This window comes from Kitasatospora sp. NPDC043950, assembly GCF_056435345.1.
The window spans coordinates 11,977-33,245 of sequence record NZ_JBWKER010000075.1 but is presented as its reverse complement, the minus strand read 5'-3'; the positions used below and the strand labels follow the sequence as shown (position 1 = coordinate 33,245).

Here is a 21,269-nt window from a genome sequence, read left to right as displayed (position 1 = left end):
GCGTGTGTCTGCACCCCCCCCCCACCCGCCCCCCCCCACAACCACAACACCCCCCCACCCCCCCCCCCCCCCCCCCCCCCCCCCCCCCCCCCCCCCCCCCCCCCGACCGGTCAGCGCAGGACGACGCCCGGATCCTGCCCGGCCCGCGGGACCCTGACGGTGCTGTGGTCGTCGCGCAGCGACTGGATGGTGAACATCGGCACGTCCTTGGCGGGCAGCGAGAGCATCCGGGCGGCCATCACCGGGCCGCCGGAGACGGTCTCGACGGTGAGCGCGAAGCTGCCGTTCAGCCCGCCGGGCTCGGGCGCCGGGAGGGCGACCGTGCCGCCGGCCGGCAGCTGGACGTCCTTGCTCACCGGGGTGCCGCCGCCGCTGCCGGCCGAGGCGGTGACCCGGACGGTGGCGGCGTCGCCGGCGGAGGTCAGGAACAGCGTGGACGCGCCGGCCCGGTTGTCGGCGACCGTGGCGCGGGCGCCGACCGGGCCGGTGCCGGTGAGCCAGGCGGCGTCGCTCTTGCCGCCGCCCCCGGCCCGGTCGACCCGCAGGCCGGCCACGACCGGGGTCGGGTGCTTGTCGTCGGTGGGCGACAGCCGCAGCCCGGCGACCTCGTCGCGGGTGACCTTGCCGAGGTCGACGGCGGCCACCATGCCCGCCTTGATGTGGATGGACTCGTTGCCGGCCGGGGTGAACCAGCCGTTCTTGCCGGACAGCTGGATCTTCAGGTCGGCGTCGTCCTCCGGCGGCGCCCAGACCACCAGGTGGGCGGCGGAGGTGTCGGCGGGCAGGCCGGGCAGCACCTGGGTGGCCGCCGGCTCGGCCGAGGCCGGGATCCAGTCGGCGCCCCTGCCGCCGTCGGCGGCGTGCAGCGCGGCGCCGACCCGTCCGCTGCGGGCGACCACGTGCACGGCGAGGTCGTTGACCGCGCCCTTGCTGATCGTCGGCAGCAGCACGGACTGGGAGCTGCCGGGGGCGACGGTGATGCCGTTGGCGGCGTCGTTCTCGATCAGGCCCTTGTCGCCGTACAGCTTGATGTCGACCACGGCGGCGGAGGACTCGGTGTTCACCAGGCTGACGTAGTCGACCCGGTCGCCGGCCGTGCTGGCCCCGGCGAACCAGAAGCTGGTCCCCGCGGGGGTGCAGGTGAGGCCGGACAGGCCGAGGCCGCGCTGCTCGGTGACCACGGTGGTCTGGGTGACGGTGAAGCCGGGGGCGAGGGCGCCGGTGGCGACGGCCCCGGTGCCGGGCGCGGTGTCGCCGTTGGCGGCCGGGCCGGTGGCCGGGGTGCCGGGCTTGGCCAGGGTCAGCCGGGCGTCGGCGGGCGCGGCGCCCTTGTCCGGGGCGGCCGGGGCGGCCGAGCCGGACGGCGCGGCGGGGGCGCCGGCCGCCGGGGCGGAGGGCGCGGTGGTCGGCGGGGTCGCGGGCGCGGCGGCGTCGGAGAGCCAGCCGGCCCCGCCGGTGGCGCCGCCCGTCCCGGGCGGGGTGTAGGCGGTGAGCGTGGTCGAGCCGGTCAGGCCCTGGAGCGGCTGCGGGCAGACCGCCGCCGTCCGCTCGACCTGCGCGGTGGTCGGGGCGACGCCACCGTCCGCCTTGGCGGGGGCGGCCGGCGGGCGCGTCTCGGCGATCCCGAACACCGCCGCGAGCACGACGGCCGCGGCCAGCAGGGACTGCGTGGTCCTGGTGCCCCCGGACCGCCCGGCCGGCCGGGCGGAGGCCGCGGGCTCCGGCGCCTGGGCCGGGGCGTGCCCGGACTGCCCGGCCTCGGCGGCCTCCGTCGGCTCGACGGCCTCGGGCGCGGACTTCTTCCTGAATGCGGGCTTCTTCATCGCGGGTCAGCTCCCCGATCCGTGCTGGTGCGGGTACCGGCCCGTGCCGTTGGGGTCGTTCGGGTCGTTGGGGTCGTAGTAGGGCTCGGCCTGCGGCTGCCCCGGCACCCACGGCTGCTGGTGCTCCGTCTGCTGGTAGGGCTGCTGCTCGTAGCCGTACTGCTGCTCCTGCGGGTACGGCTGCTGCTCGTAGCCCTGCTGCGGGTACGCCTGCGGCTGGTAGCCCTCGTAGCCCTGGCCGTCGTACCCCTGGCCGCCGTACGGCGCGGCCACCGGCTGCTGGGCCGCGTACTGGTCGTAGCTGTACGGGTCGGCCTGCTGGTACGTCTGGTACGGGTCGGTGTACGGCTCGGTCTCCTGGACGGCCGCGGCCGCCTGGACCGCTTCGGCCACCGGCTCGCCGGCGGGCTGCGCCGGGATCGCGCCCGGCGGGCCCTCGTACACCCCGCCGTCCTCGCCGCCCTCGCCGCGCTCGGCCATCCGGCGGGCCCGGCGGCTGCCGGGGGCGGGCGCCTGCGCCTGGGCCGCGGCGGCCAGCGCGGCGGCGGCCACCACCTCCTCGGGCAGGTCGTCGTCCTTGTGGCTGCGGCGTCCGGGCAGGGCCAGCACGAGGATGGTCAGGCCGAGCAGCACCTGGGCCCAGATCCAGCCGGTGTGCGCGAAGCCGTCCTCCCGGGTGACGGACAGCTTGCCGCCGCCCGCCGGGAGCTTGAAGCCCTGCGCCCAGCCGTCGACCGTGACGGACTCCAGCGCGGTGCCGCCCACGGTGGCCTTCCACTCGGGGGCGGCGGACTCGGCGAGCCGCAGCACCCGGCCGTCCGGGCCGGCCGGGACGGTGGCGGTGAGGTCGCGGGCCCCGGCCGGGACGACCACCGGGGCGGCGCCCGGGGCGGTGATCACCGCGCGGACGGCGGGGGCGCCGGTGACCTGCCAGAGCGCGGAGTCGCCGTCCTGGTTGGCCTTGACCAGGCCGGGGGTGGTGTCCAGGACGTCCTTGTAGGTGGCGATCACCGACTTCTGGACCAGCACGTAGGCGATGCCGTAGCCGGAGAGCGCACCGGCCTGGTCGGCGCCGGAACCGGCCAGCAGGCTGCCGACCATCTTGTTCAGGCCGTCCTGGGTGCCGGTCGCCGGGTCGACGGTGGACTCGGCCTGGCCGAGCGTCAGGCCCGCGCCGCGGACCACGGTGTAGCGGACCGCGCCGCCGCCCGGGTCGCCGGTGACGACCAGGGTGCGGGACCGGTCGGTGGTGCCGGCCTCCTCCGCGATGAACGCGGGCACCTGGCCGGCCTGGGCCCGGTGCAGCGGCTTGCCGGCGCCGGTGAGCGCCCACCACAGGCCGGTGCCCAGCGGGGCCAGCACCGCGGCGGCCACCACCAGCGCGGCCACCGGCTGGCGCCAGCCGAAGGCGATCCCGGCCACGCGGGCGTTGGCGCCGTCGGCACCGATCGCGGCGGCCGCCAGCAGGGCGATCCCGGCGATCAGCGAGGCCGGGCCGGCCCAGGCGGGCACCGCCGGGCCGCCGGAGGCCGGGGTGACGGAGGTGCCCGCCACCGCGACCGCGAAGACCAGGCCCGCACCGGCCGCGCCCCAGGCGGCCAGCACCGCGCGGCGGCGGTCGGCGCGCAGCAGTGCGGCGAGCGCGGCGAGCACCACGCCGGCCGACAGCCAGACCGGCGGCACCCCGGCGCCGCCGGGGTTGACCAGCAGCAGGCCGGCCGCGCTCGCACCGGTGCCGTGCAGGCCGGGCAGGCCGGCCTCCAGCAGCAGCCACTGCGGGTGCGTCAGCACCGTCAGCGACCACGGCGCCAGCACCAGGACGGGCAGCGCGAGGATCGCCAGGACGCGCAGGCCGAGCAGGCGCAGCGCGGCGCCGCCCGAGCCGAAGGCGCCGCCGCGGACCACCGCGACGACCAGCGTCGCCAGGCACAGCGGCAGCGCGAGCGCCCAGGTCAACGGCACGAAGGAGGTGGCCAGGGTGAGCAGCAGGACGGTCATCCAGACCGGCCGCCACCCCGGGCGGGCGCCCTTAGCGGCGCTCTCGTCGCGGATGCCGAGACCGGCCGCGATCGCGGCGGCGCGGGCCAGCGGCGGCAGCAGCACGGCGAGGACGGCGGTGCCGATCCGGCCCTGGGCGAGCGCGCCGGTCGCGGCGGGCAGCAGCGCGTAGGCGGCGCTGGCCCAGGCCCGGACCAGCTTGGAGTCCAGCAGCGGCCGGGACACCAGGTAGGCGCTGACCGCCGACAGCGGCACGGTGAGCACGACCAGCAGGGTGAGCGCGAGGTCGGCGTGGTCGAACAGCACCCAGGACAGCACCGCGAGCACGCCGAGGTACGGCGGCGCGGCGGCGGTGGAGCCGGTGCCGATCGGATGCCAGGCGTCCGCGTACATCGACCAGAGGCCGCCGGCGCCGTCGGTGGCCGGCAGCAGGGCGCCGCCGAACAGCTCGCCGCTGCCGAACAGGCCTCGGCAGGCGATCAGGGCGAACACCAGCAGGGCCGCGAACAGCACCGGCGCCGGACGCCGGGCCAGCTTCTTGATCAGCGTGAACTGCTCGACGACCAGGTCCTCGTCGTCCTCGCCGCCCGGCCCGGCCTCGACCGAGCCGTGCCGGCCGGTGTCGTCCTCTCCCCCTATGCCGAGGGAGCCGATCACGCCCTCGACGGCGAGCCGGGCGGTGGCGCCGGGCGGCGGGAAGAGCGTGCGATCGTCCAGGGCGTCGGCGGCCCGGGTGCGGGCGCGCTGCTTGCGCGCGGCCAGCAGCCGGGGGAAGCGGACGAGTTCGTGGCCGAGGCCGGTGAGCTCGTCGAAGGCCTGGCGCGGGTCCTTGCCGAGCAGGTTGGTGGCGGCCCGCAGCAGGGTGCCGAGCACCAGCCGCAGCAGGACGTAGGGGAAGAGCGCGCCCTTGCAGTTGGCGAGCAGGGTGTAGACGGCGCCGGCCTTGTCCACCCGGTGCGGGTGGGCGGGGCCGCAGTCGATGGCGCGGCGCTCGCGGCTGGCCGCCTCGGCGTGCCGCAGCACGGCGTCGGGGGCGATCACCACGCGGTGGCCGGCGGCGTTGACCCGCCAGCAGAAGTCGGCGTCGTCGCGCATCAGCGGCAGCGCCTTGTCGAAGCCGCCGAGTTCCTCGAAGACGTCGCGGCGCACCAGCATGCCGGCGCTGGAGACGGCGAGCACCGGGCGGACCTGGTCGTGCTGGCCCTGGTCCTGCTCGCGGCGGTCGAGGCCGGTCCAGCGGCGGCCGGAGCGGGCGATGGTGACGCCGACCTCCAGCAGCTGGCGGCGGTCGTACCAGCTGCGCAGCTTGGGGCCGACCACGGCGGCGCTGGGGGTGGAGTCGGCGACCTGGAGCAGCCGGCGCAGCGCGTCGGTCTGCGGCTCGCAGTCGTCGTGCAGCAGCCAGAGCCATTCGACGGGCTGGGTCTCGCGCGGGCCGCCGCGGCCGAGGTCGTCCTCCTGGGCGAGCGGGTCGCCGAAGTCGTCCCAGCCGCCGGTGACCGGGTCGTAGCCGGAGGGGTCGAGCCGGTACGGCAGGTCCTCCGGGCGCAGCGGCGGGCTGCCGAAGACGGCTTCGGCGACGGCGGTGCCGAAGCCGGCCCGGCGGCCGAGGAGCAGCGGGCCGCTCTCGGGCAGCCAGTCCGCGAGGGTGTCCGCCAGCAGTTGCGGAGAGTTGTCGGTGGAACCGGTGTCGACCGCGAGCACCCGCTGGACCTGGCGGTCCTGGCCGAGCAGGCCGGCGAGGGCCTGCGGCAGCCAGCGGGCCCCGTCGTGCGAGACGATCACCGCGGTGACCAGGTGGCGCGGGTAGGCGGGCGGCCTGGCAGCGGTGAAGCCGCTCTGGTGGCTGTAGACGGTCATCGAGTGCGCGGGCCTCAGTTCTCGGTGGACACAGCCGGTGAACGGCAACCGGATGGCGCACCACACTAACGGCTCCGGATGGCGGCTTCGTCCGCGGTGCCGGTGCGGGACCGGTGAAGAGCCGGCAGGGAACACGAAAGCGCCCCACCGCCGCGGTGAGGCGCCCGTACTGCCGTGTGGTTGTCGAAGGGTCAGCGGGGGTCGGCGGCCGCCCCGGTCAGACCGCGCTCTTCTTGAGCCGGCGGCGCTCGCGCTCGGAGAGGCCGCCCCAGATGCCGAACCGCTCGTCATTGGCGAGGGCGTACTCCAGGCATTCCGAACGGACCTCGCAGGCGAGGCAGACCTTCTTGGCCTCGCGCGTGGAGCCGCCCTTCTCGGGGAAGAAGGACTCGGGGTCGGTCTGGGCGCACAACGCGCGCTCCTGCCAACCGAGTTCCTCTTCCTCCTCCGTGATGCCGTCACCGATCAACAGCTCAAAGAGCTCGCTCATGTGGCGCGCCTCCTCTGCCCCTACTTGGCGTCCCCGTGGTTGCCGTTGCCTCGTGCGGCCGACGACACGAGTGAAATTACAGTTGCGTCACTCTGGCTCAGTCAAGCCGAGCTCTGGTATTGGGGCGAGGATTCACTCCCCGGCACCAAGCCGTTACGAATAGTGTACATATTCGGACACATTGGACCTTCGATCCGAAAGCCCCGAACGGCGTCGAACCAGCCACAACCATTCGGCGAGTGACGCTCGGTCACCATCACAGGCCGGTCATCGCCCTGCCTTCCCGGCGATCTTCCCATCGAAACATAGAGCGTGATTTATCACCCCATCCGGGCAACTTCTTGGCGTAACCCCCTCGAATGCCGCATCCCTGTGTTTGACACCGGCCCCACGGATGCGGTCTCCTTTCCCCTATGTCAGAGTTCGCCAGCCCCCGGAGCGGTTCCACGCTCCGCCGTGCCGTGAGCTCTTGTTGTCGCCTCTGTTCCTGCTGTATCTAGGCGCCCGCGTCCCACCGCGCGCCGCCCCCAGGAAGCACAGAGGCCGCCCGCGATTCCCGTCCCAGGACATCCCGGATCCGGCTGATCCCCGACGAACAGCCGCCACTCCGAGGACGACTCCCGTGCGTATGACCCGTATCCGCAAGCGGAACCGCGACCGCAGCAAAATCGCCCGCCGAAGCCCCGCGCCCACCGCCCCCACCGCGCCCGCCCGGGGCTGGACCGACGGTCTCAGCGACGTCTCCATCGCCGGCGACCCGCTCGCCTTCCCGCACCTGGCCCGCACCGACCTGCCCCGCCACCCCACCACCGTGGCCGGCCACGCCCGGCTGATCCGCGAGATCGCCGCCGACCGCGCCCGCTGGGAACCCCTGGTCCGCTACGACGCGCTCACCCGCTGGTACGCCCGGCTGGAGACCGGCCCCGGCTACGAGGTCTGGCTGCTCAGCTGGCTGCCCGGCCAGAGCAGCGGCTTCCACGACCACGGCGAGTCCTCCGGCGTGATGACCGTCGTCCAGGGCGAGCTGATCGAACGCTCGCTCACCCGCGCCGGCGAGGGAGCCCGCACCCTGCGCCCCGGCGGGCAGCGGGTCTTCTCCTCCGGCTACCTCCACGAGGTGGTCAACGGCACGCTCGAACCCGCCGTCTCCATCCACCTCTACACCCCGGGCCTCACCGAGATGAACCAGTACGGCGGCACCGCCGTCCCCGAGCAGCACCCGCAGGCCCAGGCCGAGGCGCACTGAGCACCCGCCCACGTCGGCCCGGCCGTCGCACCCGCCGACGGCCGGGCCGGCGACCGGGCTGACGGGCAGTCGGACCGTGGCAGGATGAACCCATGCGCATCGTGGCACTGGCAGGCGGAATCGGCGGAGCGCGCTTCCTGCGCGGACTCCTCGCGGCGGTCGGACCGCAGGACGAGATCACCGTCATCGGCAACACCGGCGACGACATCCACCTCTACGGCCTCAAGGTCTGTCCCGACCTCGACACCGTGATGTACACCCTCGGCGGCGGCATCCACGAGGAGCAGGGCTGGGGCCGTACCGACGAGACCTGGTCGATCAAGGCCGAGATGAAGGAGTACGGCGTCGGCCCCGAGTGGTTCGGGCTCGGCGACCGCGACTTCGCCACCCACCTCGTCCGCAGCCAGATGCTCACCGCCGGCTACAGCCTCAGCCAGGTCACCGAGGCGTTGTGCGTGCGCTGGAAGCCCGGCGTACGGCTGCTGCCGATGAGCGACGACCGGGTCGAGACCCACGTGCGGATCACCGACGAGCAGGGCACCCGGGCGATCCACTTCCAGGAGTACTGGGTCAGGCTGCACGCCGCCGTCGACGCCGAGGCGATCATCCCGGTCGGCGCCGACACCGCGAAGCCCGCGCCCGGCGTCCTGGAGGCCCTCGCCGCCGCCGACGTCATCCTCTTCCCGCCGTCCAACCCGGTCGTCTCCATCGGCACCATCCTCGCCGTCCCCGGCATCCGGGAGGCCGTCGCCGCCGCCCCCGCCCCCGTCGTCGGGCTCTCCCCGATCATCGGCGGCGCCCCGGTGCGCGGCATGGCCGACAAGGTGCTCGCCGCCGTCGGCGTCGAGGCCACCGCGGAGGCGGTCGCGCTGAACTACGGCGCCGCACTCATCGACGGCTGGCTCGTCGACACCGCCGACCAGGCCTCGGTCGCCGCCGTCGAAGCCGCCGGGATCGCCTGCCGGGCCGTCCCGCTGCTGATGACCGACGTCGAGGCCACCGCCGAGATGGCCCGGGCCGCCCTCGCCCTCGCCGAGCAGGTGCGCAAGTGAGCGGGCGCGGGCGCAGCGGGGCGGGCGCATGAGCCTGCGGATCCTGCCGGTCGAGGGGCTGCCGGAGATCGACGCCGGGACCGACCTCGCCGCGCTGCTCGCCAAGGCCGGCGAGTACCAGGACGGCGACATCCTGATCGTCACCTCGAAGATCGTCAGCAAGGCCGAGGGCCGGCTGCTGCACGCCGCCGACCGCGAGGCCGCGATCGAGGCCGAGACCGTCCGGGTGGTCGCCCGGCGCGGCCACGCCCGGATCGTCGAGAACCGCAACGGCTTCGTCATGGCCGCCGCCGGCGTCGACGCCTCCAACACCGCCCCCGGCACCGTCCTGCTGCTGCCCGAGGACCCGGACGCCTCCGCCCGCGCCCTGCGCGGGCGGCTCCAGCAGCTCACCGGCCGCCGGCTCGCCGTCGTCGTCACCGACACCTTCGGCCGGCCCTGGCGCAACGGGCTCACCGACGTCGCCATCGGCGCCGCCGGGCTGTCCGTGCTGGAGGACCACCGCGGGCGCACCGACAGCCACGGCAACGAGCTGGCGCTCACCGTCACCGCCACCGCCGACGAACTCGCCGCCGCCGCCGACCTGGTGAAGGGCAAGACCAGCGGCGTGCCGGTCGCCGTCGTCCGCGGGCTCGGCCACCTCGTCACCGCCGAGGACGGCGACGGCACCCGGCCGCTGGTCCGCCCCGCCGTCGACGACATGTTCCGGCTCGGCACCTCCGAGGCGCTGCGCCGGGCCGTCACCCTGCGGCGCACCGTCCGCTCCTTCACCGACGCCCCGGTCGACCCCGGCGCCGTGCGCCGCGCCGTCGCCGCCGCCGTCACCGCGCCCGCCCCGCACCACACCACGCCGTGGCGGTTCGTCCTGCTGGAGACGGCGCGGGCCCGCACCCGGCTGCTCGACGCGATGCTCGCCGCCTGGCAGCGCGACCTGCGCGAACTCGACGGCTGGGACGACGCCCGGATCGCCCGCCGCACCGCCCGCGGCGACGTCCTGCGCGACGCGCCCTACCTGGTGGTGCCCTGCCTCGTCATGGACGGCTCGCACCACTACCCCGACCAGCGGCGCGCCGCCGCCGAACGGGAGATGTTCACCGTCGCCGCCGGCGCCGCCGTGCAGAACCTCCTGGTCGCCCTCACCGGCGAGGGCTACGGCTCCGCCTGGGTGTCGTCCACCATGTTCTGCCGCGACACCGTCCGCGCGGCCCTCGACCTCCCGGACGGCTGGGACCCGATGGGCGCCATCGCCGTCGGCCGCCCCGCCGAACCCCCGCGCGAACGCCCGGAACGCGACGCCGACGCCTTCGTCGAGGTGCGGTAGCGGTTCAGAGACCGCGATGGATCTCGCGGCGATTTCCAACGGCCACCACGAGGATCACCAACACGCCGTCGTGGATCTCGTAGGCCACGCGGTGGACGCCGACGCGGAGACGGTAGAGGCCGACGTGACCCGCCAGCATCTTGGCATCCGGGCCATCGACGTACGGGTCCTCGCCGAGAACGGTGAGTGCGGTGAGGATCCGCATCGCGTCGACCTGGCTGATGTCACGCAGCTGGCGCCTGGCATGCGCGGTGAAGCGGAACGCGTACTTCACGCAGCGCTCCCGGACGGGTCCCTGGGCGAGTCGAACAGGTCGGCCAGGAGCTCGGCCATGGTCACGGTGGGATCGTTCCGGTGCTGCTCGGCCTCACGGGCGAGCAGTTCGTCGGCGGCATCCTCGATGGCGTCGAGGATCTCGATCGGCACGACCGCTCCGACCCGCTCGCCCTTCCGAGTGATCACCGTGATCTCGCCGGCCTCGGCCTGGTTGACCACCTCGGCGATGTTCGCACGCAGTTCCCGGATGCTCAGTGCGTCAGTCACGCGTCGAGCGTACACACCGGCGTGTACACCGCACAGCGCTTCCGGCTCATCGCCGCCGGTGGTCGTTGGGGGTGAGGCGGGGGCCGTAGCGGGGGGCGTGGGGGGTGGTGGCCAGCAGGAGGCGGCAGAGGCGGTGGCGGTGCGGGCGGTAGGGCTCCAGCAGGGCGAGCATCTGGGCGTCGTCGCTGCGGGGGCGGCCGGCCAGGGCCCAGCCGACCAGGTTGGGCAGGTGGAAGTCGCCGACCGAGACCGCGTCCGGATCGCCGTTGCTGCGTTGCAGGGTCTCGGCGGCCGTCCAGGGGCCGATCCCCGGGACGGCGGTGAGCCGGGCGAAGGCCTCGGCGTGGTCCATCGCGGCGGCCTCCTCCAGCCGGGGCGCCAGCCGGACGGCGCGCATGACCGTCGCCGAGCGCTTCGGGTCCACCCCCGCGCGGTGCCACTCCCAGCTCGGCACCAGCGCCCACTCCCGGGCCGACGGCGCCACCCGCATGCCCTCGGCCGGGCCCGGCGCCGCGGTGCCGAAGTCCCGTAGCAGGGTGCGCCAGGCGCGGTAGGCCTCGTCGGTGGTCACCTTCTGTTCCAGGATCGCCGGGACGAGGGACTCCAGGACCAGCCCGGTGCGGGTGAGGCGGACCGCGGCGGTGCGGCGCTGGGCGTCCCGCAGCGGGCCGGGCGGCAGCACCAGGGCCTCCGGGTCGTCCTGCGCGCCCAGCAGCACCGGCAGCCGCTCCAACAGCCACGGCGCACCCGGGCCCCAGGCGGTCGCCTCCACCTCGCCGGCGGCCGGGCGCGCCAGCACCCGCAGCGTGCCGATCCCGGCCGGGGTCCGGGACGCCCGCCAGAGCGCGCCGTCGCCGGTGGTGCGGTACGCCGGGTCGGCGGGGCCCCGGCGCAGCGGCAGCAGCGTCCGGGCGACGTCCAGCGGGAAACCCGGCCGCCAGCGCCGTACCGACTCGCCCGTCACCGCCGCGCACCTCCTCCGCTGTCCGGCTCCACCGCCTTCGTCGACCATGGGGATATGAACGATACGCGGCTGCCGGAGCTGTCCTCCGGGGACGAGAGCGCGGTGCGGGCGCTGTACCACCGGGCGCTGGACGGGTGGAACCAGCGGGACGGTTCGGCCTTCGCCGGGCCGTTCGCCGAGGACGGGGAGGTGATCGGCTTCGACGGCACCCGGCACTGCGGGCGGTCGGTGATCGCCGCCGAACTGGGGCGGCTCTTCGCGGACCACGCGACGCCGGAGTACGTGGCCAGGGTGCGCCGGGTCCGCGCGCTGGGGCCCGGGGTGGCGCAGCTGGACGCCGTCGCGGGGCTGGTGCCGGACGCCGCGGAGGACCTGGACCCGGCGCTCAACGCGGTGCAGACGGTGATCGCGGTGAACGCCGGGGCGGGCTGGCGGATCGGACTGCTGCAGAACACGCCGGCGCGCTACGACCTCCGGCCGGACCTGGCGGCGGCGTTGACGGCGGAGCTGCGGGGGCTGGTCGGGCGGGGGCCCGGGCCGGCGTAGGGCGGTGCGGTGCGGCGCGTCAGGGGGCCTGGAGGTGGGCCGCGGCCGTGCGGAGGGCGGGGAGCCGGGCGTAGAGGGCGTTGCCGGGGCATTCGGTGTTGAAGGCGTCGCGGTGGCCGGAGACGGCGTCGAAGTCGACGACGGTGCCCTTGGGGTAGCGGCTGGCGTCGGAGGCGGAGGTGAGCTTGGTGCGGCCGTCGGCGGGGTGGCCGGCGAGGCCGAGCTTCCAGCCTGCGATGGCGGCCAGGCCGTCCAGGAGGGGCTGGGGCGGGGCGTCGCCGACGTAGGTGCCGATGGCGGCGACGCCGGCCGAGTCGGTGTTGAAGCCGAGGGTGTGGGCGCCGTGGACGGGCAGGTCGACGCCGCCGGCCCGGCCCTCGTAGACGGTGCCGCAACGGTCGACCAGGAAGTTGTAGCCGATGTCCCGCCAGCCGCTGCTCTGAACGTGGTACTGGTAGATCGACCTGATCACCCGGGGGGCGTCGGAGCAGGCGTAGTCGGTGGCGGTGGCGGTGTGGTGGATGAACACCTCGTGGACCGGGCCGGTGTACTCGAAGGTCCGGTCGCGCAGGGACTCGTCCGCGCCCCAGCCGGCCCGGGCGACGATGGCGGGGCGCGGGGCCTGGCGGCCGTCGGCGGGGCGGCGGGGCAGGACCCGGGCGGCGGGCGAGGGCGCGCCCTGACCGGGGTCGACCAGGTCGAGCCGCAGGCCGGGCGGGGGCCCGGCGGGGCCGGGACGCACCTCGACGGCGACGCCGTCGCTGCGGCCCGTCCACAGGGGCGCGGTGGCGCCGCGCGGGGCGCGGTCGGGGCCGTCCTCGGTGTCGGCCTCCAGGTCGTGCCAGTCGCCCCAGCGGCCGGTGGCCGCGTCCCGGGTGCGGACCCGGACGGCGCCGCCGGCCAGCGCGTCCGCCGGGCCGTCCCAGCCGACGCCGAGGAGTTCGAACGGCCGGGTGGTGCGCGGGGCCAGGGCGGGGCCGGGGCCGAGCGGCAGCGAGGTGACCGACCCGCCGCCGGCGGAGCCGCGGCGCCGGGCGCCGTCGGGGTCGGCCGGGCCGGCGGTGGCGGCGGGCTGGAGGAGCAGGGCGACGGTGCAGCCGGCGAGCACGGCGGCCGGGAGGGAAAGGCGCATAAACCGGATGGTGGCGGCAAATCGGGCCGCTCGCCACGTCGCCTCGCGCCCGGTCCGCCACCCCTCCCGACGGCCCACTCGAAGGCCGTAGGCTGGGGCGCACCATGACTGCGCATTTCGCTGCCGATGCCCGCACCCCCGTCGAACTGCTGCACGCATATCTGCGAGGCGGCACGCCCACGGTCGATCCCGCGGCCCCGCTGGTCACCTTCTACGACGACGCCACCGGCGAACGGGTGGAGCTGTCCGCCCGGACCTTCGACAACTGGGTGGCCAAGACGGCCAACCTCCTCCAGGACGAGTTGAACGCCGGCCCGGGCGACCGGGCCGTACTGCTGCTCCCCGCCCACTGGCAGAGCGCCGTCTGGCTGCTGGCCTGCTGGTCGGTCGGGGTGACGGCGGTGCCCGGCGGCGACCCGGCCGACGCCGACCTGGTGGTCAGCGGTCCGGACGGACTGGCGGCCGCCCAGGCCTGCGAGGGCGAGCGGGTGGCCCTGGCCCTGCGCCCGCTCGGCGGACGCTTCCCGCAGCGCCCCGACGGCTTCCTCGACTACGCCGCCGAGGTGCCCGGCCAGGGCGACCGCTTCGCGCCGTACTCGCCCGTCGCCCCGGACGGCCACGCGCTGGAGACCGCCGTGGACGGACTGCCGCTGAAGCTGACCGGCGAGCAGACCGTCGCGCTGGCCCGGGAGGGGGCCGCCCGGCTCGGGCTCAAGCCCGGCGACCGGGTGCTGTCCACCCTCTCGTTCGACGACTGGACCGGTCTGGAGGCCGGTCTGCTGGCGCCGCTGGCGGCCGGCGCCTCGGTGGTGCTGTGCCGCAACTCGCAGGGGCTCGAACCCGAGCAGTGGGAGAAGCGGACCGAATCCGAACGGGTGACACTGCGCCTCGGGTAACCCCCGGGTCGGACCGGGCGGGTAGGGATCCCTGCCATGGCCGAGGACGACACCGCGCACCTCCCGACCGACCCGCCCCCGACGGATGCGCACCCTTCCGAACCCGAACGCCCGCGTCGGCGCCGGCGGTGGCTGATGATCACCGCCGGCGTCGTCGCGTTCCTGCTGGTCGCCACCGGGGCACTGCTCTGGATCGCCTACCGCAAGCTGGACGGCAACATCCGCACCGACTCGGCCACCGACCGGTTGCTCGCCCGACTGGAGGCCGAGCGGCCGAGCCGGACCGCCGGGGCCAAGGGCTCCGAGAACATCCTGCTGATCGGCAGCGACGACCGCTCCGGCACCAACTCCTCGTACGGCGGCGAGCCGGGCACCCAGCGCTCGGACACCACGATCCTGCTGCACCTGGCCGCCGACCGGAAGCACGCGACGGCGGTCTCCCTCCCGCGCGACGTCATGGTCACCGTCCCCGTCTGCGAGAAGCCGGACGGCACCCGCAGCAAGGCCGGGCTGATGCAGTTCAACTGGGCGTTCGAGATGGGCGGCGCGGCCTGCTCGATCCGCACCGTCGAGCAGCTCAGCGGCATCCGGATCGACCACTACGTGATCCTCGACTTCAACGGCTTCAAGACGATGGTGAACGCGATCGGCGGGGTCGAGGTGTGCGTCCCGCAGGCGATCCACGACAAGGACGCCAGACTCGACCTGCCCGCCGGGCGGCAGACCCTGCACGGCGAGCAGGCACTCGGCTACGTCCGGGCCCGGGAGAGCCTGGGCGACGGCAGCGACACCCAGCGGATGGGCCGTCAGCAGCAGTTCCTGGCCGCGCTGATCCGCAAGGTGCAGTCGCAGGGCGTGCTGCTGAACCCGGCGCGGCTGTGGCCGGTGCTGGACGCGGCCACCTCCTCGGTCAAGGCGGACGGGGGGCTGTCCTCGCTCGGGGCGCTGTACGACCTCACCCAGGACCTGCGGGACATCCCCTCGGCGGACGTGGTGCTCCTGACCGCGCCGCGCCGCCCGTACCGGTACGACTCGGACCGGGACGAGTTCGTGCAGCCGCAGACCACCCAGCTGTTCACCGCGCTGCGGGACGACCGGTCGGTCGCCGTCCGGCCGCCCGGTTCGGCGCCGTCGCCGAGCGCCTTCGCCGGGGCAGGCGTCGGGGCCGGGGCGGGCGTCGGGGCCGGGGCGGGTGCGAGCCCGAGCCCGGTGGCGACGGGTGCAGGTGCGGGCGCGGGGTCGGACGGGGCGGCCGGGGCCGTGGGGGCTGCGGGGGCACCGGCGAAGGCGTCACCTTCGGCGGACGCCTCGCCCACCTTCGAGGGACGCACGGCCGACGTGGACGCCTGCGCGCAGCACTGACCGCGGCTGCGCCGCAGGTCGGCACGGGTTTTCCGGAAATCCCGCACACCCAGGGAACTTTACCCGGCCATTACCTGAACATGGCGCAGATCACACCGGCGCGATTCCGCCGTTCGGCTCGTCTAGTGTGTCCGGATCGGCCCGCCGAACGGGCGAGCCGGAGCCGTGACCGGTCGGAGGTAGGGAACCCCCGTGCAGCAGGACAAACCGGAGGTCGATCCCGCCGACCAGTGGACGCGCGACCCGGAAACCGGCCAGTACCGCCTCGACCCGGCCGCCGGAATCCCCGGGCAGCGCCGCCGGACGGCCGAACGGAGAGCCGCCGAGGAGACGCCGGCCACCGAGTCCGGGATCGGGACCGCCGGCACCCCCGGGCCGGGCCGCCGCGACTCCCGGCGCCGGGCGGCCGCCGCCGCCAAGCGGACCCGGCGCCGCCGGGCGCTCAAGTGGACCGCCGGGGCCGGCGCCCTGGTGATGGTCGCGGGCTGCGGCGGGGCGTACTACCTGTACCAGCACTTCAACAGCAACCTGACCTCCGTCAAGGTCCAGCTGGGCAACGAGGAGGAGCGGCCCAAGGCCGCCGGGGACGCGCTCAACATCCTGGTGCTGGGCACCGACAGCCGGCAGGGCCTCGGCCGCGACTACGGCGACGAGGGCAGCGCCGGGCACGCCGACACCACGCTGCTGTTCCACATCTCCAAGGACCGCTCCAACGCGACCGCGATCAGCATCCCGCGCGACCTGATGGTGCCGATCCCGGAGTGCCAGAGCAGCAACGGCAAGAAGATCCCCGGCTCCGCGCGGGACATGTTCAACAACAGCCTCGGCCAGGAGGGGCGCGACCCGGGCTGCACCTGGAAGACCGTCGAGAAGATGACCGGGATCCGGGTCGACCACTTCGTGCAGGTCAACTTCGAGGCGGTGAAGACGCTGTCCAGCGCCGTCGGCGGGGTCGAGGTCTGCGCGGCCAAGGACATCAACGACACGGACTCGCACCTGAAGATGAGCAAGGGCCGGCACGTGGTCCAGGGCGACGAGGCGCTGGCCTTCGTCCGCACCCGGCACGCCGTCGGCTTCGGGGGCGACCTCACCCGCATCCCGCTCCAGCAGCAGTTCATCAGCTCGATGATCCGCAAGATCAAGAGCGACGACACCCTGACCAGCCCGAGCAAGCTCTACAAGCTCGCCGACGCCGCCACCAAGGCGCTCACCGTGGACTCCGGGATCGGCAGCGTCGACAAGCTCAAGGACCTCGCGCTGGACCTCAGCAAGGTCGACACCAAGAACATCACCTTCGCCACCGTGCCGGTCCTGGACGACCCCAAGGACAAGGACCGGCTGGTGCTCAAGCAGCCGGACGCCGGGCAGCTGTTCTCGATGGTCGCGGGCGACCGCTCGCTGACCGAGACCGCCGCGCCCGCCGACGCCGCCACGGCCGCACCGGAGACCGCGGCGGCGGCCCCGACCGCCGCCGCCCCGACGGTGGACCCCAAGGACGTCCGGGTGACGGTGCGCAACGGCAGCGGGACGCGCGGACAGTCGGGGCCCACCGTGGACAAGCTCCGCAGCAAGGGCTTCGCCAAGGCCACGACCGCCCCCGACGCGCCCGTCACCGCGACCACCGCGGTGTCCTTCCCGGCCGGGCAGGACGCCGCGGCCGCCGCCCTGGCCGCCGCGCTCGGCCTGCCGGGCGACGCCGTCCGGCCGGACCCGAAGGCGGATCCGAAGGGCCCGCTGGTGCTGGTGCTGGGCAAGGACGTCCTCGCCGCTCCGGCGGCGGCCCCGACCGAGGCACCGAAGGACCTCCAGCGGGTGCAGGCGGACGACACCGACGCGTGCGCCAAGTAGGACGTGTGCGCCGAGTGGTCAGGCCCTACGCCGGCGCGAGGGTTCCGTCCGTCTCCCGGTAGTGCTCGCCGGTGCGGGGGCAGTGCCAGCGGCCGTCGCCGGCGGGCTCCAGCGGCTCGCCGGCGCGGCCGACCCAGCCGATCCGGCGGGCCGGGACGCCGGCGGCCAGGGCGAAGTCCGGGACGTCCCGGTGGACCACCGCGCCGGCCGCGACCAGCGCCCAGCGGCCGACCGTCACCCCGGCGACCAGGACCGCCCGGCCGCCGATCGAACAGCCCTGACGGAGCGTCACCCCTTCGGCGCGCCAGTCCTGTTGACGCTTGGGCCGACCGTCCGGGGTCACCGCGCGGGGGTGGCGGTCGTTGGTGAGGACGGCCGCGGGGCCGATGAACACCCCGTCCTCGACCAGCGCGGGCTCGTACACCAGCGCGTGGTTCTGCAGTTTGACCCGGTCCCCGATCCGGACGCCCGGGCCGACGTAGGCGCCGCGGCCGATCACGCACTCGGCGCCGATCACCGCGTCCTCGCGGACCTGGGCGAGGTGCCAGACCGTCGTCCCCGCGCCGATGACGGCCCGTTCGTCGACGTCCGCGCTCGGCTCGATCCGGGCCACGCCGGGCCCGCCCTCAACTGTCGCCATGCGCACCGACGATAGCGGCGCGGGCTCGACTCTCAGGATTCGTCCGACAATTCGCGCGCCCGGCGGAAATTGTCGGACGAACCCTGCCGGGTCGGCGTCAGCTCGCCCTGGAGAGCACGTCCTTGGCGGCCGGTCCGACGCTGCCTATCACCCGGCGGGCCAGTGAGCGGGGCGAGGTGAGGAAGCCGAAGCCCCAGCTGAGGTGCATGGTGGCGAGCGCCACCGGCAGCATCGCCCTGGCCTTGAAGGACAGGCCGCGGCCGCCGACCAGCCCGCCGCCGAGGATGCCCAGCAGGTAGGCGCCGGGCACCGCGAGGAGGGCCGGGTGGACGGCGACGCCCAGCACCAGCCCGAGGGTGACGGCCAGCAGGGCGGTCGGCGGGGCCAGGTAGCGGAGGTTGACCGAGCCGCGGTGGTAGCGGGTGACCACCCGGCGCCAACGGCCGTAGTCCTTGTACTGCTTGGCCAGCGCCTTCACCGACGGCCGGGGCCGGTAGGTCACCTTGAGCTGCGGGGTGAACCAGACCAGCCCGCCGTCCTGGCGGATCCGGTAGTTGAGCTCCCAGTCCTGGGCGCGGATGAACTCCTCGTTGTAGCCGCCGAGCTTCTCCAGCACCTCGCGCCGGAACACCCCGAGGTAGACGGTGTCCGCCGGGCCGGCCAGGCCGCCGGTGTGGAAGGCGGCGTTGCCGACACCGATCTTGGAGGTCATCGCGGCGGCGACCGCGTTCTCCCACTCGGTCTCGCCCTCGGCGTGCATGATGCCACCGACGTTGGCGGCGTCCATCTCGTCGAGCAGCCGGACCGCGGTGGTGATGTAGCCGGGGGTGAGCAGGCCGTGGCCGTCCACGCGCACCACTATCGGATGGCGCGAGCCGCGGATCGCGGCGTTCAGCCCCGCAGGGGTGCGACCGGTGGGATTCGGCACGGTCCGTACCCGCGGGTCCTCCGCCACCAGTTCGGCCGCGATCTCCGCGGTCCGGTCGGTGGACGGACCGAGGGCGATCACCACCTCCATCGGCCCGGGGTACTCCTGGTCCAGGATGCGCCGGACCGCCGTCCGCAGGTGTCGTTCCTCGTTGAGCACCGGCATGATCACGGAGACAGCCGGCAGCTCCTCAGCAGCCTTGGTGTTCATCGGGGCCAACCGTACCGGTGCGGACACGTCTCCGTCTTGTCCCGGTCCGGGCCGCTGCACGCAACCCGCGACGCCCGGTTGAGCTCCTTGATCACGCCCACCGTACTCCGCTCCCCGTACGGGCCCGCAGCCGGGTCGGAACGGGCGGTTTCCGGAGGACGGGACGGAGCCCGGGAGGGCGCCCCCGGCGGGGTTCGGCGGTGGCCGCGCGGGTTCGGTGCAGGTTCGGCGCAGGTTCAGAGCAGGTGGTGAACGATGGTGAAGAGCGCGTAGCCGGCCAGCGACAACCGGTTCAGCAGGTGCTGCGGGCCGCCCAGCCGGTCCGGCAGCGACCGGTGCGGGCGCAGGTCCGGCCGGTGGGCGGCGGTCGCGACGGCCCGGGCCAGCTCCACCGGGTCGTAGCGGTCCCCGAAGTGTCCGGCCAGCCAGGCGGCCGGGCGGCTGCCGACGGTGACCTCCTCGCCCGAGCGCAGCTGGACGGTGAGCAGGTTGCGGTGGACCGCGGCCGCGTTGATCTCCTGCCACCGGAAGGTCCGGGTGCGCAGCGCGGTGGCCATCCGCAGGCCGTCCCGGTCGACGACCATCTGCCAGGAGAGGGTGCGGCCGCAGGCGAGGATCGCCACCGTGCCGGTCAGGAGCGGGTGCACCAGCCCGCCCCACCAGCCGCTCCTGCCGAGCAGCGCGACGAGGCCCGCGAGCAGCAGTGCGGGCACCGGACCGGCCACCGCCCGCAGCGGCAGCGGCATCTCCCAGCGCCGGGCGGGCACCGGTTCGGCGTCCGGCCCGGCCGCGGGGGCGGCGGCCACCGTCCCCGCTGTCAGGGCGGCGACGGCCAGTTCCCGCTCCCGGTAGCCCTCGGTGCGCCGGCCCGACCGTGGGGCCCGGGCGGCGGGGGCGACCACGGCCGCCACCCAGCGCGGGTCGTGGTCCAGCAGTCCGGGGCGGACCAGGAGCTGCTGCTCCGGCCCGTCGGGCCCCCGGTACAGCACGGCCGGCACGCTCCGGCCGGCGCGGGCGAGCCAGGCGGCGGCCTGCTCCGGGGTCAGCCGGTCGAAGACGTCCCCGAGCTCCTCCTCTTCCTCGTCGTAGGAGACCTCGAGATCGAGGTGGTCGGCGTCGTCGTCCTCGGTCTCCAGGTGTTCGGGCACCCAGGCCGGGCCCTCGCCGCCCGGGGCGCCGTAGCGGGCCCAGCGGTAGCGGTCGCGCTCGACCAGCCGCCAGAGCGCGGGGCCGTCCGGCGGGCCGTCCAGCGGCTGCACCAGCAGGTCGCCCCGGGCGTCGGCGCGGACCCGGACGGCGAGGGCGGGCGCGGAGCCCGCGAAGGAGGGCCGGGAGCGGCGGGCGTTCGCGGTGGCGGCCGAGCCGAGCAGCAGCAATCCGGGCAGGGCGAGCAGGCCGCCGGCGGTCAGCGCGCCGGTGAGGTCGTAGTCGTCGCCGGCGGCGCGGACGGCTGCGCCGTCCACCAGCAGCGGGACGGCCTCGCCGGGCTGCGGCGGCCGGGCCCACCAGACGTCCAGCCGGGCGGTGCGTTCCGGGCCGCCGCCGGGCGGGTGGAAGCGGACGGTCAGGACGCCGTCCTGGTCGGTGTCGCCCGCGGTGCCGGTGACCTGGTCGGCCCGTTCGGCGCTCGCCTGCTGCCGGGCCTGTCCCCACAGCCCGTACAGCGGGAACGCCAGGGCGGCGGCGAGCAGCAGGCCGCCGAGCGCGCGGCGCAGCACCGGCGGGCCGTCGGGGTGGACGGGTGAGGGCGCTCCGGCGGCGGTCCAGGGGAAGGGGACGGGCGGGGCCATCAGTTCGTCGAGCTGCTGGCGGGCGCGGCGGCGGCCGAGCTCGGCGCCGATCAGCGCGGCGGAGAGCAGCAGGTGGACCAGGACGGCCGTCCAGCGGCCGAGCGGGGTGACCAGGCCGTGCGGGGCGTACCAGAGCACCGCGAGGACGGCTGGCGGGACCAGCGCCCGGCCGCAGAACCGGCCGGCCAGCAGGGCCACTTCGGCGAGCACCGACCAGGCGGCCAGCGAGGAGCCCCAGGTGTCCCGGCAGACGCCCTGGACGTTGCAGTCACCGGGGGTCGGCTCCACCGCGGTGGCCAGGATGACGAAGGCGGCCGGCAGCAGCGCCGACCAGCGGCTGTCCAGGCGCCAGGCGGTGCGGGCGGCGCGCCAGCGGGTGGCAGCGGCGGCGGTGAGGGGCGCGGCGCTGGGCAGCGGCGGGGCGTCCGGGGTATCCGGGGCGAACATCGGACGATCATCTCAGTCGGCCGGGGGCGGCCCGTGCCGCAGGGGGGGGGGGGTTTCCCCCCCCCCCCCCCCCCCCCCCTCCCCCCCCCCCCCCCCCCCACACCCACAGGCCCGTTTGATGCTGCCACCCGCCATGGTTATGTCGGGGTCGCGGATAGGCTCCATCGCCTATA

17 protein-coding genes are annotated in these 21,269 nt (G+C 75.3%); 7 read left to right on the top strand and 10 right to left on the bottom strand.

The features are described 5' to 3' along the window. Positions 1-110: 110 nt before the first annotated feature. The 3 genes from AC07BF_RS34095 to AC07BF_RS34085 all read right to left on the bottom strand — a co-directional run bounded on the left by AC07BF_RS34095 (position 111) and on the right by AC07BF_RS34085 (position 6,171). On the bottom strand, positions 111-1,823 hold the full coding sequence (locus tag AC07BF_RS34095; protein ID WP_363633079.1) for a DUF5719 family protein: 1,713 nt from the start codon (positions 1,821-1,823) through the stop codon (positions 111-113). A 6-nt stretch (positions 1,824-1,829) separates the two neighbouring features. Next, positions 1,830-5,681 (bottom strand): glycosyltransferase family 2 protein, encoded by a 3,852-nt coding sequence (locus tag AC07BF_RS34090; protein ID WP_478334367.1) that lies wholly within the window; start codon positions 5,679-5,681, stop codon positions 1,830-1,832. A gap of 217 nt (positions 5,682-5,898) precedes the next feature. Further along, positions 5,899-6,171, bottom strand: coding sequence for a WhiB family transcriptional regulator (locus AC07BF_RS34085; RefSeq protein ID WP_045702141.1), 273 nt, complete (start codon positions 6,169-6,171; stop codon positions 5,899-5,901). 628 nt (positions 6,172-6,799) lie between these two features. Here AC07BF_RS34085 and AC07BF_RS34080 point away from each other — a divergent pair. The 3 genes from AC07BF_RS34080 to AC07BF_RS34070 all read left to right on the top strand — a co-directional run bounded on the left by AC07BF_RS34080 (position 6,800) and on the right by AC07BF_RS34070 (position 9,790). Next, positions 6,800-7,417, top strand: coding sequence for a cysteine dioxygenase (locus AC07BF_RS34080; RefSeq protein ID WP_400989631.1), 618 nt, complete (start codon positions 6,800-6,802; stop codon positions 7,415-7,417). Between the two features lie 92 nt (positions 7,418-7,509). Then, positions 7,510-8,469 (top strand): 2-phospho-L-lactate transferase, encoded by a 960-nt coding sequence (cofD, locus tag AC07BF_RS34075; RefSeq protein ID WP_363587598.1) that lies wholly within the window; start codon positions 7,510-7,512, stop codon positions 8,467-8,469. Positions 8,470-8,497: 28 nt separating this feature from the next. Beyond that, the gene (locus tag AC07BF_RS34070) at positions 8,498-9,790 is read left to right on the top strand and encodes a coenzyme F420-0:L-glutamate ligase (RefSeq protein WP_478319236.1); all 1,293 of its coding nucleotides are present in this window, start codon (positions 8,498-8,500) and stop codon (positions 9,788-9,790) included. A gap of 4 nt (positions 9,791-9,794) precedes the next feature. On the opposite strand, the gene AC07BF_RS34065 is transcribed toward AC07BF_RS34070, so the two are convergent. Genes AC07BF_RS34065 through AC07BF_RS34055 form a run of 3 tightly spaced genes read right to left on the bottom strand, consistent with a single transcriptional unit; the run spans position 9,795 to position 11,345 of the window. Then, on the bottom strand, positions 9,795-10,064 hold the full coding sequence (locus AC07BF_RS34065; RefSeq protein ID WP_363633083.1) for a type II toxin-antitoxin system RelE family toxin: 270 nt from the start codon (positions 10,062-10,064) through the stop codon (positions 9,795-9,797). Continuing rightward, on the bottom strand, positions 10,061-10,333 hold the full coding sequence (locus tag AC07BF_RS34060; protein WP_363587602.1) for a type II toxin-antitoxin system Phd/YefM family antitoxin: 273 nt from the start codon (positions 10,331-10,333) through the stop codon (positions 10,061-10,063). The genes AC07BF_RS34065 and AC07BF_RS34060 overlap by 4 nt, the downstream gene beginning before the upstream one ends. A gap of 46 nt (positions 10,334-10,379) precedes the next feature. Further along, positions 10,380-11,345: a DNA-3-methyladenine glycosylase family protein gene (locus AC07BF_RS34055; protein WP_063349127.1), complete on the bottom strand. Its 966-nt coding sequence runs from the start codon at positions 11,343-11,345 to the stop codon at positions 10,380-10,382. 6 nt (positions 11,346-11,351) lie between these two features. On the opposite strand from AC07BF_RS34055, the gene AC07BF_RS34050 reads away from it, so the two are divergent. Beyond that, a complete protein-coding gene (locus AC07BF_RS34050; protein ID WP_363587604.1) occupies positions 11,352-11,843 on the top strand; it encodes an SgcJ/EcaC family oxidoreductase in 492 nt (163 codons plus the stop codon). A 19-nt stretch (positions 11,844-11,862) separates the two neighbouring features. On the opposite strand, the gene AC07BF_RS34045 is transcribed toward AC07BF_RS34050, so the two are convergent. After that, on the bottom strand, positions 11,863-12,975 hold the full coding sequence (locus AC07BF_RS34045; RefSeq protein WP_363587606.1) for an N-acetylmuramoyl-L-alanine amidase: 1,113 nt from the start codon (positions 12,973-12,975) through the stop codon (positions 11,863-11,865). A 104-nt stretch (positions 12,976-13,079) separates the two neighbouring features. On the opposite strand from AC07BF_RS34045, the gene AC07BF_RS34040 reads away from it, so the two are divergent. The 3 genes from AC07BF_RS34040 (at position 13,080) to AC07BF_RS34030 (ending at position 17,081) form a co-directional block, all read left to right on the top strand. After that, complete coding sequence (locus AC07BF_RS34040; RefSeq protein ID WP_363587608.1) at positions 13,080-13,871, top strand: TIGR03089 family protein; 792 nt, start codon at positions 13,080-13,082, stop codon at positions 13,869-13,871. 36 nt (positions 13,872-13,907) lie between these two features. Beyond that, complete coding sequence (locus AC07BF_RS34035) at positions 13,908-15,233, top strand: LCP family protein (RefSeq protein WP_363587610.1); 1,326 nt, start codon at positions 13,908-13,910, stop codon at positions 15,231-15,233. 192 nt (positions 15,234-15,425) lie between these two features. Further along, positions 15,426-17,081, top strand: a complete 1,656-nt coding sequence (locus AC07BF_RS34030) for an LCP family protein (protein ID WP_478334366.1) — start codon at positions 15,426-15,428, stop codon at positions 17,079-17,081. Between the two features lie 25 nt (positions 17,082-17,106). On the opposite strand, the gene AC07BF_RS34025 is transcribed toward AC07BF_RS34030, so the two are convergent. The 3 genes from AC07BF_RS34025 to AC07BF_RS34015 form a co-directional block, all read right to left on the bottom strand. After that, positions 17,107-17,721, bottom strand: coding sequence for an acyltransferase (locus AC07BF_RS34025; RefSeq protein WP_478334365.1), 615 nt, complete (start codon positions 17,719-17,721; stop codon positions 17,107-17,109). 97 nt (positions 17,722-17,818) lie between these two features. Beyond that, positions 17,819-18,859, bottom strand: a complete 1,041-nt coding sequence (locus AC07BF_RS34020; protein ID WP_063349120.1) for a glycosyltransferase family 2 protein — start codon at positions 18,857-18,859, stop codon at positions 17,819-17,821. Positions 18,860-19,095: 236 nt separating this feature from the next. Further along, the gene (locus AC07BF_RS34015; RefSeq protein ID WP_478334364.1) at positions 19,096-21,096 is read right to left on the bottom strand and encodes a hypothetical protein; all 2,001 of its coding nucleotides are present in this window, start codon (positions 21,094-21,096) and stop codon (positions 19,096-19,098) included. Between the last annotated feature and the right edge of the window lie 173 nt (positions 21,097-21,269).